Source organism: Camelimonas sp. FR25 (genome assembly GCF_059740505.1).
This window is the reverse complement of the sequence record NZ_JCAWFG010000113.1, coordinates 42,163-57,370: the sequence shown is the minus strand read 5'-3', so window position 1 is coordinate 57,370 and position 15,208 is coordinate 42,163. Positions and strand designations below refer to the sequence as shown.

Sequence of the window (15,208 nt, the reverse complement as noted above, 5' to 3'; positions counted from 1 at the left end):
GCCTCCAAAATCTGACAGCCTCAGTTTCGCTCCAGAGCCCTCAAAGCACCAGGTTTTTCGAACCGTCCACGTGCGCCACCAAGCCCGCTTATGAGCTACATGAAACAGATTATTATCCAGGATATATATAATGCTCGTTTCTATCAGATCATACCGATCGGGTGGCTATCTCGTACTTTGTAATCTTGGCAATGGGGTTGGCTTCGCGGCGCAACCAACCATACCGAATTCAGATTTATGGGATCTTGCCGGATTGGCGACCCCTTCAAATCTGGAAGATGATTTCTTTACCACAGTCAGGAGCGTGGTGGACTCACAATACCTCACTTTTGGGCAAGAGTTCTCCAATAGTTCTGGGACTATGCATGAATCTGCGCTTGGGAGCACGCCTTTCAACTTTGTTTGGGAGTCGGCCGGCCCGTTAATGAACGGCCGTGGTACAGGTTTCCTTGGGGTCGTTGACGGCCAGGGTGAATGGCTTTCGCAGGCGCCAACGACCGGCTTTCCGGTCTTGAACTTTTCGCTCCGATCCGCCGCAAATCTGCAATTCAACCTTAGCGTCGGTGCGTAAGCCCTAGCCCCGGCATCATTGCCTGATGGTCGCGGCCAGGCAAACCGCGGCCATGTGATTGACTGCGCTGCTGTAAGAACCCAGTTAAAATTTGCTCATGGAACAAGTTACATGGCAGCGCTGAGTTTGATCATGGACGGCGGGATAACACGCTAAATGGCGAACGTAAGACAGCACTTCTGATCGATATGAACCGCCCCGGATTTACCAGATGCCGCTTTGTTCAGGTCAGGCTGTTACAGGTTGGGGCTCCCGCGTGGTGTCGTAGCGCACATCGGCTTCCACCGGTGGAGTCTTGCCGATGGACGCCAGTTGCCCGCGACTGTCGACCCAGTCGACCCAGGCCAGCGTTGCGACCTCGACCGCCTCGACGCTTCGCCCTGGTCTCGCCGCTGGAACACTTCGGCCTTATAGAGTCCGTTTATCGTGTCGGCGAGAGGGCTGCGAAGCTGTCGCCGACATTACCCATGGGCGGCTCTATACCCGACTGTGCCAGCCGTTTCTTATGGTGGATGCCGAAATATGGGTTTCCCGGATCGGAGTGAAACGCCTGACCGCTCCGGTGCACTGGCCGCCTTCCGTGTAAGGTTCGCACGAGAGCGACGAGCCGAAGCCCGCATATGATGTCCGGCTCACGCCCTAGCAGACGATGCGACACGAATTGGCATTAATGACGAAGGCTACGTCGACGAGGTTTGGGCAGGTGCTGACGCCGGCAATATCCGAAGGCCAAATTCGAGAGTGGGACGTGGAACTTCCGGTTCACATGGCCGCGTGCACATGGTGCGACGCGGATGCGCTTGCCGCGAATGCCCCCCCCAGTCGAGGTTGGCAATCAGCTGCTCTCCGGTGCAGGGTGCAACCGCGAAGCCTTCGCGCAACATCTGACGCCAGACCTTTCGCGGGCCGTACTCTTCGAAGCTCCCGGCTAACACACGCGCGATCTGCGGCTTTGGCACATGATCCGGCTTGGCCTCGCCGATAGCCTCCCGGAATATGCGCGAGTGGCGACGGGAGTGTGGTAGGTGGACGGAGCGATCGGCAACACCCTGCAGAGCGGCTCGGCCCCTTGCACCTCGCGGTGACGATCACTGAACGTGATCATCGTTGGAATGGGCGGTCGAGCTCCGCGTGGGCAAAACAGGCGCACCCTTTGCGCATGATCCCATTGGCCTGCCGCAGTTCAGCGTTCCAGCACAGGCGCCTTCATTCACTCGGCCACGTCTGACGGCACGCCAGCTCTCTTGCCGGCGTCGACCTCCGCCCCTTTTCAGCCAGTCCAGCAGCGTGCGCGCCGAGCAATCAATCTTCGCCGGCATCGACTGGCCTGCAGTCCAACAGGAAGAATGATCACCCTCAGGATCGATCACCATCCCCACCGCCGCTGACGCACCTCAGCTGAGAACCTGTTCGTCGTCTTGCGCGTCGCGGCTCTATCCTGTGTGGACGTCGAAGCCTTCGGCAAGCCCGGAGCGGCTCAAACAGGCGGACAGGCGCAACTTTCACGCGGTTGCCATGCGCGAGATCGGACGGCTATTCGCATTCCAGACCGGAGTTTGCCAGCAGGAAACGGAGTGTCCGGGGGATCACGCCCGCCTATGCCTCTAACGGGACCCAAGGCAGAGAGGTTGGACACGCAGTGGCACTACTCAACGGTAAGATTGCGCTCATAACGGGAGCATCGTCGGGCATTGGGCGGGCGTCGGCGCAGATGTTCGCCGCCCATGGCGCGGCGGTTGTGCTGACGGCGCGGCGAGAATCCCGGTTGGATGAGCTTGCGGATGAGATACGCGGGCAGGGCGGACGCGCCGCGGTGTGCGCTGGCGATATCTGCGCGCCGGAAACCCATCAGCGGGTCGTCGCCGTAGCCTTGAAGGAATTTGGCGGGCTCGACATTGCCGTGAACAATGCCGGCGCGGTCAGCGCTGTCAGGGCGCTGGCGGACATTACGCTGGAAGAATGGGAGCAGACGCTGTCCGTCAATCTCACCGCGGCTTTTCTGGGGGCGCAGAGCCAGATACCTGCGATGCTGGCGCGCGGCGGCGGCGCGCTTGTGTTCACATCAAGCTTCGTCGGGACCAGCGCCGGCCTGCCTGGCATGGCGGCTTACGGCGCGGCGAAGGCGGGATTGATGGGGCTGGTGAAAGGCATTGTGGCCGATTACAGCGCGCATGGCATCCGGGCCAACGCGCTCCTGCCAGGCGGCGTGGATACCGAGATGGCCGGCGATCAGGCGCAGAAGGACTGGGCGGCGGGCCTTCACGCCATGAAACGCATCGCCCAACCTGAAGAGATCGCCGCAGCGGCCCTGTTCCTCGCCAGCCCGATGGCCAGCTTCGTCACCGGCGCGGCGCTGTTCGCCGATGGCGGCAATGCGGCTGTGAAATAGCCGGACGGCTGGGTGTGAGTCCAAGGGTTGGGCGTAAGACTTGCCGAATGGGTGAGGCGCGCAGCGACATCAGCAACTCATACCAGGATGCGAAGATGCTGACGCATCCGCATCCGCATCCTGCAATGCTCAAGCGCCGCACGGGCTTGGCCAGAACCCGATGAGTCACGCTCATCGGGTTCTGGTATTAGCGCGCAGTTTAACAGGCGGCGTCGGCGCCGCCCCCGATCAGTAGTGCACCGAGCGGGCGTCGAGCGGCGTGGTCTTCGGAGGGGCGAACTTGGTCAGGTCGATGCCTGCCACCGCAGCCTTGTACTCGTCGGCGCTCGGCGTGCGGCCGAGGATGGCGGAGAGCACCACGACCGGGGTCGAGGCCAGCAGGGATTCACCCTTCTTTTCGGCGCTGTCTTCCACGACGCGACCTTGGAACAGTCGGGTCGAGGTGGCGAGGACGGTGTCGCCCTTCTCGGCCTTTTCCTGATTGCCCATGCAGAGATTGCAGCCTGGGCGCTCGAGATAGAGAATGTTCTCATACTCGGTGCGGGCGGCGCTCTTCGGCTGGTTGTCGTTGAACTCAAAGCCGGAATAGCGCTGCAGGATCTCCCAGTCGCCCTCAGCCTTCAGTTCATCGATGATGTTGTAGGTCGGCGCGGCGACCACCAGCGGGGCCTTGAACTCCACCTTGCCCTGGGCCTTCTCCAGGTTTTTCAGCATCTGGGCGACGATCTTCATGTCGCCCTTGTGCACCATGCAGGAGCCGACGAAGCCGAGGTCGACCTTCTTGTCCGTTCCGTAATAGGACAGCGGACGGATGGTGTCGTGGGTGTAACGCTTCGACACATCGGCGTTGTTGACGTCCGGGTCGGCGATCATCGGCTCATCGATCAGATCGAGGTCGACCACCACTTCAGCGAAGTACTTCGCGTTGTCGTCCGGGCGCAGCGCCGGCTTCTCGCCCGAGCGGATTGCGGCGATGCGCGCATCCGCCTTGGCGATCAGGCCCTTCAGCGTGCCGGCGGCATTGTCCATGCCCTTGTCGATCATGATCTGGATGCGCGACTTGGCGATTTCCAGCGATTCGATCAGCGTCGCATCCTCGGAGATGCAGATGGAGGCCTTGGCCTTCATCTCCGCCGTCCAGTCGGTGAAGGTGAACGCCTGGTCAGCCAGCAGCGTGCCGATGTGCACCTCGATGATGCGGCCCTGGAAGACGTTGTCGCCGCACTGCTTCAGCATCTGCGCCTGGGTGCCGTGCACCACGTCGCGGAAGTCCATATAGGGCTTCATCGCGCCCTTGAAGGTGACCTTCACCGACTGCGGGATCGGCATGGTCGCCTCGCCGGTGGCGAGGGCCAGGGCGACGGTGCCCGAGTCAGCGCCAAAGGCCACGCCCTTCGACATACGGGTGTGGCTGTCGCCGCCGATGATGATGTCCCAATCGTCCACGGTCAGGTCGTTGAGGACCTTGTGAATGACGTCCGTCATCGCCGGATAGACGCCCTTGGGGTCACGCGCGGTGATCAGGCCGAAATTATTCATGAAGCTCATCAGCTTCGGAATATTGGCCTGGGCCTTCTTGTCCCACACCGAGGCGGTGTGGCAGCCCGACTGATAGGCGCCGTCGACCAGCGGCGAAATTACCGTCGCCGCCATGGCCTCCAGTTCCTGGGCGGTCATCAGGCCCGTGGTGTCCTGCGAGCCGACGATGTTGACGATGACGCGGACGTCGGAGCCAGCGTGCAGCACCTTGCCCGGCGTCACGCCCACGGCGTTGCGGTTGAAGATCTTCTCGACGGCGGTCAGGCCCTGGCCTTCCACCGAGATCTCCTTGTTGGGCGCGAACACCGGCGTGGCGGCGACGCCAAGCGTCTCGGCGGCGAAGGTCTGCAGTTTCTTGCCGAAGACGATGGCGTAGGAGCTGCCGGCCTTCATGAACTCGACGCGCTGGGGCGTGAAGGACGATGCGATGTCGACCAGCTCATTGCCGTTCTCATCGCGCAGCTTCTTGTTCCTGGTGTCGATGATCAGGACGCGACCGGTGTCGACTGAGAACTGCTGCTCGAGGATCGGGTTGCCGTCGGCGTCGAGCACCGGCTTGCCATCAGCGCCGAGCTTGCGGGTCCAGTTCTTCAAATTGACGCCAATGCCGCCGGTCACATCGACCGTGGTGGCGAAGATCGGCGAGATGCCATTGGTGCCGGCGACGATCGGCGCATAATTGACGAAGGGCACATAAGGGCTGGACGGCTTGCCGGTCCACAGCGCCACATTGTTGACGCCAGACATGCGCGATGAGCCGACGCCCATCGTGCCCTTTTCGGCGATCATCATGACGCGGGCGTCGGGATGCTGCTTCTGCAGCGCCACAATCTCCTGCTGGGCGGCGGGCGAGATCATGCACTGGCCGTGCAGCTCGCGGTCCGAACGCGAGTGCGCCTGGTTGCCGGGCGACAGCAGGTCGGTCGAAATATCGCCTTCCGCAGCGATGAAGGTGACGACCTTGATCTCGTCCTCAAGGTCGGGAAGCTTGGTGAAGAACTCGGCCCTCGCGTAGCTCTCCAGAATGCCGCGGGCGATGGCGTTGCCAGCCTTGTAGGCGTCGCGCAGCCGGAACATGTCGGCGTCGTACAGGAAGACCTGGGTCTTGAGCACGTCGCCGGCCTGGGCGGCCACGGCAGGGTCATCGCCCAAAGCGATGTCGAGCAGCACGCGCACCGACGGGCCGCCCTTCATGTGCGACAGCAGCTCAAGCGCGAACGCCGGGGTGATCTCGGGGACCTCGGTCTCGCCGAGCACGATCTTCTTCAGGAAGTCGGCTTTGACGCCGGCAGCGCTCGTGGTGCCAGGCAGGGTGTTGTAAATGAAGAACTTCAGCGCATCCGGGCGATGGGCGTTGGCGGTGTCCTCGATCAGCGTGATGATCTCGGCCAGCAGGGCGCCGTCGTCGATTGGCTTGGGCGCGAGACCCTGGGTTTCTCTGCTTTTGATTTCGGCAAGGTAATCAAGATAGAGGGTCATCGCTCATCCAACATCATGACGGGTCTGGCTCATCAGGCCTGCGCCAGGCGCCGCAATTGTGGTTGGCCACACAACCGGCGCGCCGCGCTGCGCATCACAGCGACGGCTGACCAGACCATGCAGCCCCCGGGTCGTCAGGCGACCAATGCGCGCGCATCAGCCCCTGTTTTCTTTGGGTTCCGAGTACGCCAACACGGCCCGACTGACAAGGCGCCATACGCCGCGCCAGCCCTGCGCGCAGCGGCGGGCTGGGGCGATGCTCTGGCACGTCAGGGCCTTGCGGACGCGGTGAGGCAATGGCTGCCCGTGCGTGGCGGCGGAAGCCGTGGCGAGCGACCACCCGCCGTGCGCTGCGTCAGCCTCCGATCGCCCGGTCGCGCAGGGTTTCGTAATAGCGCCGCAGGGCGTCTGCGCCGTCAGCGCGGGGGCCGTCGCCAGCGCGTTCAGCCCGGACCTGGCTGGGGGTGGCGCCGAAACGGGCGCGAAACGCCCGGAGTAGCTGGTTGCCGCTGGAGAACCAAGGCGGTAGGCCAGATCCGAGATCAGCACGGTAGGGGCGCCTGGGTGCGTCAGTTCGCGAAACGCCGCGTCCAGGCGCCGGTCGCGCAACAGTTTCGCCACGCCGCCGTCCCCGGCGAAGGTGCGGTAAAGGTGCGAGCGCGAGACATTAAACCGCTTCATGATCAGCTCTGGCGACAGTTGCTGATCATGAATATGGGCGTCGATGAACGCGAGGATACGACGGCGCAACACCCGGCCGAGGGCGGAATGATCGGTGGCGGCGTCGATGTCGCCACGCGTTAGCCCTGCCGCCAGCAATCGCAGCATGGCGTCATGGGCGGCGTCGGCCTCGGCGTCCGACATGTCGAGGCATACGGCGTGCAGGCCCTGCAAATGGCTGCGCAACAGGGAGGTGATCGGCCAGTCCTTCTGCAGTACGACGCCGTGCAGATTGCGCCCGCCAAGCGCCTGGTCCAGCGGCTGACGCGGGGCAAGCACGGTGATGCGCGCCCCAGCCTCAATGCGGTTCTGCAACGGCTGCGCAAGATCGATGATCAGAATGTCGCCCGGGCGCGCCACCACATCGACGCCGCCGAAATTGCCGGCCAACGACCCAGCGGTAATCACCTGCAACACATAATGGTCGAGGCCGCTCTTGAGTATCACGGCGCGGTCGCGCACCAGCTCCTGGCGGTTGAATGTAATGGCGGCCGTGATCAGCGCGCCCGTCTGGCGCATGCTCACCGACCCCTCAATCACCGGATCACCCTGATCACGCCACGGAGCAGCGTCGAACAGCGGCTCATTCACGGCGCGCCACAGATCCGTCCTGTGGCCCGGCTCGACCAGATCAGTCGAGATCACTACCGGTTGTTTCACGCCTTCCCCCCACCGTCGCGTGCACGCAAACGCCGGACAAGTTCCGGACCTTTGCCGGGCCTTTACCGGGCCTCTACCTGGCCGGCCCTGGTCGTCGCCTCGCCATCCTCTGGCCACGCCACGCCCCCCGGCGTGATGCGGCCTTGGCCCAGAGGCATTCTAGGCATGCCGCTGACCTTTGACTACGCAGTAAGTGTTTTGTTCAGAATTCTTCTGGGGTATTTGGCATCTGTTTGAGCATTCTCGGTCGAACAGGGGAGGCGAGCGCAAATTGCGTTCATGAGCACTTATGGCTGCACGGCACGCCGCCGCGTGGCGCGGGCGACGGCGCGGGGATCAGCGCTGGCGCCGCGCGGCGGCGGCAGGGGCGGCGGCGCGATCGGAGCGGAGGGTCGCGCCGACAGTCTTGCCCAATGACTGGCCGGGACGTTCAACCAGCCGGTAGCCGAGCACGGACAACAGCAACGTCAAACCGAGGCTGAGCGGCACGAACAGGCTGTCTATGGCCAGCCAGGCGGCGAGGCCGATGGCGATGGGGTGCAGCAGATAGGTGGAATAGCTGATCTCGCCAAGCCAGCTCGTCAGCTGGTTATTGAGCAGGGCATGGCGGTTCAGCCACGGCAGCGCCGTGACGGCGACGAACAGCGCCGGCGCGGCGATCCAGGGCAGCAGCGCCTGGTAGAGTGTGATGTTCGGATGGCTGAAATAGCCGAACGAGACCAGATTGGCGGTGGCCATGACCAGGACGAACACGGTGGCGTCGCGGAGCAAATGCGCCGTGGGCAGGGCGCCTGACCAGGCCCGCCAGGCGCGGCAGCCGATGATCGCCGCATAAACCATGCCGATGCGGGCCAGCGGCAGCCGCTGGCCTGTGGCGAGGGACAGGATGACCAGCGCCAGCAGCAGCAGCGGCGCGACCATCACAAGCCAGCGGTCAAAATCCTGGCCGCGCAGCAGCACGGTGATGGCGAACACGCCATACCAGGCGAATTCGATGCTCAGCGTCCAGGTGACGCCAAGCAGCGGCGCCGCGCCGACATAATCCTGAATCAGCAGCAGATTGGCCAGCCAGTCAAAGGCGCTGGCGCTGCGGACATAGGCGAAGCCGGCGATATCCGTGCCATAGCCCAGCAAAGCGACGGCGATAAAGGCGGCGACGGCCAGCGGGTAGATGCGGAACACCCGTCGCAGGGCGAAGTCGCGCAGGTTGAAATCGGCCCTGAGCGTCATGGGAATGACAAAGCCGCTGACAAGGAAGAACAACGCCACGCCGAACACGCCTGGCGACAGCGTGGCGGTGAGCCAACGCCCGGCGTCGCTGTGAACTTCGGCGATGTGCTGCAACAGCACGGCCCCTGCCGCTATGAAGCGCAGGGTGTCGAGGAACGTAACCCGCTCGCGCTGAAGACGCGTCCTGACCTGGGCGGACGGCGGCGTGTCCTCCGCTGTCAACGGCTGTAACTGTGCCATTCGCCTGCCTCCATGTTGCGAACTCCGCATGGGGAAAACTAGGGCGCATGCCCCACAAGTCGCCGGGTTCATATGGGCGCGCGCGGTAGTTCTTTCGGACACGGGCGCCCGGGTAAGGGCGGCCACAAGCGCAAGCACGCGCCGCCGCATGATCGCCCCACCGTTATGCTGTGTGGAGGAAATCGTCATAGGGTCAGGCGCCTGGCGCAGGGGCGCATCCTCGCAGTCGCCTTATGATCCGGGCGGGGGCGAGGGTTGGGCCAAGAGCGGGGGCAAGAGCGCGGGCAAGAGCGGGCCTTGGGCGTCCCATCGTTGTCGGCGCACATCGGCCCTGCCAAGGCATGCCCCGCCAGAGTTGCCCCGCCAGACTTGCCCCCGGTTGGCCCGTCGCCGGGTGCGCGAGGTCCCTGCAATTGCGGGCGCAAGGAGCGATGCATGTCTCAATTCATCAACCAGCGGGATCAAGTGGTGACCGAGGCGCTGGATGGGCTGATCGCGCTCTCCGGCGGCGCGCTGAGCCGGCTCGACGGTTTTCCGCATCTGCGCGTCGTGCTGCGCTCCAATTGGGACCGCGCGCAGGTGGCGGTGATTTCCGGCGGCGGCTCGGGCCATGAGCCCGCCCATGCGGGATTCGTCGGCGCCGGCATGCTGACGGCGGCGGTCTGCGGCGACGTGTTCGCCTCGCCCAGCGTCGACGCCATTCTCGCCGGCATCATGGCGGTGACTGGCCCGGCTGGTTGTCTGCTTATCGTCAAGAATTACACCGGCGACCGGTTGAACTTCGGGCTGGCGGCGGAGCGGGCGCGCGCCGCCGGGCTCAAGGTCAGCATGGTGATGGTGGGCGATGACATCGCGCTGCCCGACCTGCCGCAGCCGCGCGGCGTCGCCGGGACCCTGTTCGTCCACAAGATCGCCGGAGCGCTTGCGGCGCAAGGCGCCGATCTGGCGCGCGTCACGGCGGCGGCGCAGAAAGTGGCGGCGGGCGTGCGCAGCATTGGCGTGGCGCTCGACACCTGCCGTGTCCCTGGCTCTCCCAAAGAGCAGCGCGTCCCGGAGGGCAAGGCGGAGCTTGGGCTTGGCATTCACGGCGAAGCCGGCGTCGAGCAGATCGCCTTCACCGGCGCCCATGGCGCCGTGGCGGCGATGATCGACAGGCTGGCGCCCAGGTTGGGCGAGGGCCGGCTCGTGGCGCTGATCAATAATCTGGGCGGGCTTTCGGAACTGGAGATGGCGGTGATCGCCCGTGAGGTGCTGGCGTCGCCATTGGGTGGGCGCATCAGCCATTGCATCGGGCCAGGCGCGCTGATGACCGCCATCGACATGCGCGGCTTCTCACTGTCCTTGTATGGCGCCGACGATGAGGAGCTGGCGCTACTGCAGGACGAGGCCGCGCCGCCAGCCTGGCCGGGCCTGCGACCGATTGCGCCGGTGACGACGCAGCCCGTGCCGCAGGGTGTGGTCGCCGTTGCGCCGCCGCCCTCCCGCAATGATATGGCGCGGGCCATTATCGTCGCGGGCTGCGAGGCCCTCATCGCGGCGGAGCACGACCTCAACGCGCTGGACGCCCAGGCGGGCGACGGCGACACCGGCGCCACCCTGGCCCATGGCGCGCGTGGCCTGCTGGCCGGGGTCGACCGCTTGCCGCTGGCTGATCCTCCGGCCTTGCTGCGGGCGATCAGCCAGGAGTTGACCCAGACCATGGGCGGCTCGTCTGGCGTGTTGCTGGCCATTCTGTTTGCGGCCGCCGGGGAGGCGATGGCCAAAGGCGCGGCGCTCGCCGACGCCCTGCAGACCGGACTTGCCCGCATGCAGGAAATCGGTGGCGCGCGTCCCGGCGATCGCACCATGGTCGACGCCATGGCGCCGGCATTCGCAGCGTTGAGCCTGGGCGTTGACGCCGCAGCGGCGGCGGCGCGGGCCGGGGCCGATCGCACCGCCGCCATGACGCAGGCCGGGGCCGGGCGCGCGGCTTATCTCAACGCCAGCCAGTTGGCCGGGCATGTCGATCCCGGCGCCGAAGCCGTGGCGCGGCTGCTGGCGCAGCTGGCGCGCGGCGTCGTCGACTGATTGCGCCCCCTGGCGCTGGGCTCATACCAGGATGCGAAGCTGCTGACGCATCCGCATCCTCACATGCTCAGGCGCCGTATGGGCTTGACCGGAACCCGATCGGTCATGCTCATCGGGTACTGGCGTCAGAACGGCTCGATCAGCCGCTTGCGCGTGGTTCTGGGCGCGGGCTGTGGCAGCGTGTCCAGCGTGCGCAGCAGGATCGCGCGGGTGTCGGCGGGGTCGATGACGTCGTCGTAAAGGAAGCGGGCGGCGCTCTCGAGCGCCGTGCCTGATCGCTTCAGCTCCGCCGTCAGCGCCGCGTGGCGGGCGGCGCGGGCGGCGGGGTCGGTCATGGCGTCCAGCTCCTTGCCGTAGATAATGTTGACCGCGCCCTCCAGCCCCATGCCGCCATATTCGGCGGTGGGCCAGGCCAGCAGGATCGCCGGATCCAGCGGGCGCGAGCCCATGACGTAATAGCCAAGGCCATAGGCCTTGCGCAGCACCACGGTCATCACCGGAATGGTGGCGTTGGCCAGCGCCGTCATGACCCGGGCGCTGTGCCGCATCAGCCCGGATTTTTCGGCGTCTGGTCCGACCATCAGCCCAGGGGTGTCACAAAGCACCAAGAGCGGAATGTCGAAGGCGTCGCAAATCTGCACGAAGCGGGCGATCTTCAGGCAGGCAGGGGTATCCATCGCCCCGGCCAGCTGCATCGGCTGGTTGGCGATGACGCCCACGGCGCGGCCGCCGAGCCGGATGAAGCTGGTGACCGCCGCCTTGCCGTAGCCGGCCTTGAGCTCAAGAATGCTGTCGCGATCGGCGAGGGTTTCAATCACCTTGCGCACATTATAGGCGCGGCGCGGATTCTCGGGCACGATGTCGCGCAGCGACGTCTGGTCCGCCGCCGCCCCGGCGGCGAGCGGCGGGCCGAAATAGCCCAGATATTTGCGGGCCACGGCCACCGCCTCGGCCTCGGTGTCCACCAGCACGTCAATCACGCCAGAGGCGGCGTGCGCCTCCGCCGAACCCAGCTCTTCCGGACGGAATTTCTTGCCGAGGGCCGCCTCGACCAGCGGCGGACCCGCCATGCCCATGGCCGCGTCGCGCGTCACCACCAGCAGGTCGCTGAGGCCGGCCAGATTGGCGTGGCCGGCGAAAGCGCGCCACGGCACAATGCCCACGGTGGGCACAAGGCCCGACAACCGCGCATAGACCACGAAGGTCGGCGTCGAGGAGCGGGCGGTGACGTGCATGTCATGTGGTCGTGCGCCGCCGCCGTCGAGCCACGAGATCACCGGCAGGCGAAAGCGCTCGGCGTGCTCATACATGCGGGTGATCTTGGCGTGGTTGAAGGCGCTCTGGGCGCCGCCGAACACGGTGTAGTCATACAACACGAGGTCAACCGGACGCCCGTCGACCTTGGCCGTGCCCATCACCAGGCCATCGGCGGCGCCCTCCATGCCGTCGACGGCTGGGCGCACCAGCCCGCCATATTCGGTGAAGCTGTCGGCGTCAGCGATGGCGGTCAGCGCCTCACGCACCGTCCATTTGCCACGCTTGTGCTGGCGCGCCACGGCGTCGGGGCGGCTTTGATCGGTCAGGGCGGCTTTGGCGCGCAGCAGCGCTTGCAGATCCTCACGCACGCTTGTTCTCCCGAGGCGTTGCGCCTCACGTCGCGATGGCGGCGGCGGGCTTTTGCCTCAGCTCGCCGCGACTGGATGGCATGTGAAGCGGCCCCGATGACGGCGGGCGCCATGGGGGCCTTGGCGCGGCCCCAGGCCAGGATGCGATGATGCTGACGCATCCGCATCCTGACATGCTCAGGCGCCGGCTTGACCAGAACCCGAAGAGGCATGCTCATCGGGTTCTGGCGTCAGGCCAGGGTCATGCGGGCGCTGTCGAGTTTTTCGCGCTTCAGGCGGATGCCGGCGGCCTCGCGGTCCCAGGTGTCTTCGGTCAGGCCCTCATTGCGCAGCACATATTTCTCGACCTTCTGGGTCGGGGTGCGCGGCAATTCTGGCAATTGCCGGATGAAGCGCGGCACCATGAAATGCGGTAGGCGGCGGGTGAGGAATTCCGTCAGTTCCTCAAGGTCGATATTGGCGCCGTCAACGGGGGCGATGATGGCCATCACCTCATCCTCGCCGAACTCGCTGGGCACGCCGATCACCGCCGCCTCGCGCACCTGCGGATGCAACAGCAATTCGGCCTCGACCTCAAAGGATGAGATGTTTTCGCCGCGCCGCCGCAGCGCGTCTTTCATGCGGTCGACGAAGAAATAATTGCCATCGGCGTCGCGGCGGAAGGCGTCGCCGGTGTGGAACCAGCCATTGCGCCAGGCTTTGGCGGTCGCCTCCGGGTTGGCGTTATAGCCGTGGTTGAGCGCCCATGGGATGTCGGAGCGCACCAGCAACTCGCCGATCTCGCCGACTTTCACCTCAATGTCATTGTCGTCCACGATGCGCACCTGGAAGCCGTCGCGCAGACGACCGCAGGTCTTGGGCACGCTGGGGTTGGGCTCGGAGATGATCGGGCAGGAGATCTCGGTCATGTTGAACACCGTGCGGATCTCGACGCCGAAGCGCTCGGAGAATTCCGCGGCGTCCTCGCTCAGCGGCACCATGACGCCCTGGCGCAGGGTGTGATCGCGATCTCGCGGCGTCGGCGGCTCCTTGAGCAGGAACGGCACCATGGCCCCCAGCAGGGTCATCGACGTCGCGCCGGTGCGGCGGATGGTGTCCCAGAAGCTGCGGGTGTCGAAGGCCTCGACCACGGCGATCGAAGCGCCGCTGAGCACCATACGGAACACGGCGTTGGTGCCGCCGACGTGGAACAGCGGCAGATTGACCATGGCGCGGTCATCGGGCCTGGCGTCGAGCGCCGAGCACATGGTCATGGCGTGGCGATAGGACGACAGCACGCCCTTCGACGGGCCCGTGGTGCCGGATGTGTAGATGATCGACTGGGTGTCCCACGGCATGATCGGCCGCGCGGGTCCCTGCGGCTCGCCCGTGGCCGCCGACAGCACGGTTTCGGGCAGGATGTTGAGGCCAGGGATGTCGAGCGCGCCGTCGCCGACCTGCACCAGAGTGGTCAACGCGGCGCGGTCAACGTCGGCGAGGCGACCGGCCAACTGGCTGTCGGCGACGATCAGCGACGCGCCGGAATTGGCGATGACATGCTGCAGCACGCCGCCGCGATAGCTGATGTTGATCGGCACATAGACCGCGCCGATATAATTGAGCGCGAACCACACCGAAATGGCGTGCGGGCCATTGGGCAGCCATGACACCACATGGTCGCCCTGTTTGACCCCCAGCGCCTCGAAGCCGGCGGCGAAGCGCCGGACGATGTCGCGCATCTGCCCCCAGCTCCAGCGGCTGTCGTCGGCGAAGATGGCGAACAGCTTGTGCGGGTGCGCGGCGGCGTGATGGTCCAGCAGATAGCGCAGCACGCAATTGTCCGGATCGCGTTGGGCATCGATGTCCATGGTCGTTTCCTCAGCCACATGTGACGCCGGTTTTCCGGCTGTCGATTTTGTTGCGCGTCTTCAGGGCAGGGTCCGATCGTGATGGACCGGGCCATGCTGTCGATCTCCATGCAGGGTGCGCATCCGGATCGATCAGACGATCAACGTCGACCGGAATGCGCCCCCAAACGGCGCTGGCGCGTCGCCTCGCCCCCCCGGGCGCGGCGGCTCGCTGGCCTCAGGCGCCCCCCGTCAGCGCATCCTCCGGGAGGATCCCTTCTTTCAGCGCTCCTTTAGCGCCCTGGCGGATCGCCGCCGTCGCCATCTCGTGCAGCATCGGCGTCAGGGCGCGGATGTCGGTTTCGCCATCACTCAACACCCATTCAACGAAGACGCCGCGCACCATGCCGACGATGATGGTGGCGATCTGGTTGATGTCGCTGGCGGCAGGGATCTCGCCAGCCTCGACCGCCTCTTGCAGATGCCGGCGAAAGCCCTGGGTGAAGGCCCGCGACAGCGCCCGCATGCGCGGGCGCAGTTCCGGCAGGCCAAATGAGGCCTCGATGTACAGGTAATAGATGACCCGGGTGCCCACAGGCGTGGCGAGGCCGTTCTCGACATGGGCGGTGATGCGGGCGCGCACGGCGTCAAGGCCGCGCAGCGCGCCGATCTGCTCCGGGGCGTGGCTGGCGAACCAGTTCTCAAACGAATCCACCATCGCTTCGAGCAAAGCAGTTTTGGAGCCGAAGCGCTCCACCGGCAGGCCGCGACTGTAGCCGGCGGCCACGCCGACATCGGCGAGCGTGGTCTTTGCCACGCCTTTCTCGGCGATCAGTCGCATGGCGGCGCGTAGCATGCGTCG

General features: G+C 65.4%; 9 protein-coding genes, 1 pseudogene and 1 other annotated feature. Of the genes and pseudogenes, 3 read left to right on the top strand and 7 right to left on the bottom strand.

The annotated features are described in order from the left end of the window. Positions 1-130 precede the first annotated feature (130 nt). A complete protein-coding gene (locus tag AC6A67_RS16915) occupies positions 131-571 on the top strand; it encodes a hypothetical protein (protein ID WP_498037734.1) in 441 nt (146 codons plus the stop codon). A gap of 228 nt (positions 572-799) precedes the next feature. Here AC6A67_RS16915 and AC6A67_RS16910 read toward each other — a convergent pair. After that, positions 800-2,036: pseudogene (locus tag AC6A67_RS16910) on the bottom strand (transposase domain-containing protein). After that, positions 1,602-1,718, bottom strand: a sequence feature (AL1L pseudoknot). Its footprint overlaps the pseudogene before it by 117 nt. A 174-nt stretch (positions 2,037-2,210) precedes the next feature. Here AC6A67_RS16910 and AC6A67_RS16905 point away from each other — a divergent pair. Then, a complete protein-coding gene (locus AC6A67_RS16905) occupies positions 2,211-2,960 on the top strand; it encodes an SDR family oxidoreductase (protein WP_498037736.1) in 750 nt (249 codons plus the stop codon). 228 nt (positions 2,961-3,188) lie between these two features. Here AC6A67_RS16905 and AC6A67_RS16900 read toward each other — a convergent pair whose 3' ends face one another. From AC6A67_RS16900 to AC6A67_RS16890, 3 genes are all read right to left on the bottom strand, one after another. Continuing rightward, positions 3,189-5,978 (bottom strand): bifunctional aconitate hydratase 2/2-methylisocitrate dehydratase, encoded by a 2,790-nt coding sequence (locus tag AC6A67_RS16900; protein WP_498037733.1) that lies wholly within the window; start codon positions 5,976-5,978, stop codon positions 3,189-3,191. 156 nt (positions 5,979-6,134) lie between these two features. Beyond that, positions 6,135-7,358 carry an AraC-like ligand-binding domain-containing protein gene (locus AC6A67_RS16895; RefSeq protein ID WP_498037732.1) on the bottom strand — a complete coding sequence of 408 codons (1,224 nt, stop codon included), beginning with the start codon at positions 7,356-7,358 and terminating at the stop codon, positions 6,135-6,137. A 336-nt stretch (positions 7,359-7,694) separates the two neighbouring features. Then, on the bottom strand, positions 7,695-8,828 hold the full coding sequence (locus AC6A67_RS16890; protein ID WP_498037731.1) for an acyltransferase family protein: 1,134 nt from the start codon (positions 8,826-8,828) through the stop codon (positions 7,695-7,697). A 435-nt stretch (positions 8,829-9,263) separates the two neighbouring features. Here AC6A67_RS16890 and AC6A67_RS16885 point away from each other — a divergent pair, with 435 nt between their 5' ends. After that, positions 9,264-10,895, top strand: a complete 1,632-nt coding sequence (locus AC6A67_RS16885; protein WP_498037730.1) for a dihydroxyacetone kinase subunit DhaK — start codon at positions 9,264-9,266, stop codon at positions 10,893-10,895. Positions 10,896-11,020: 125 nt separating this feature from the next. Here AC6A67_RS16885 and AC6A67_RS16880 read toward each other — a convergent pair whose 3' ends face one another. From AC6A67_RS16880 to AC6A67_RS16870, 3 genes are all read right to left on the bottom strand, one after another. Then, a complete protein-coding gene (locus AC6A67_RS16880) occupies positions 11,021-12,520 on the bottom strand; it encodes an acyl-CoA carboxylase subunit beta (protein WP_498037729.1) in 1,500 nt (499 codons plus the stop codon). Positions 12,521-12,750: 230 nt separating this feature from the next. Beyond that, positions 12,751-14,367 carry an AMP-binding protein gene (locus tag AC6A67_RS16875; RefSeq protein WP_498037728.1) on the bottom strand — a complete coding sequence of 539 codons (1,617 nt, stop codon included), beginning with the start codon at positions 14,365-14,367 and terminating at the stop codon, positions 12,751-12,753. A gap of 217 nt (positions 14,368-14,584) precedes the next feature. After that, positions 14,585-15,202, bottom strand: coding sequence for a TetR/AcrR family transcriptional regulator (locus AC6A67_RS16870; RefSeq protein WP_498037727.1), 618 nt, complete (start codon positions 15,200-15,202; stop codon positions 14,585-14,587). Positions 15,203-15,208 lie beyond the last annotated feature (6 nt).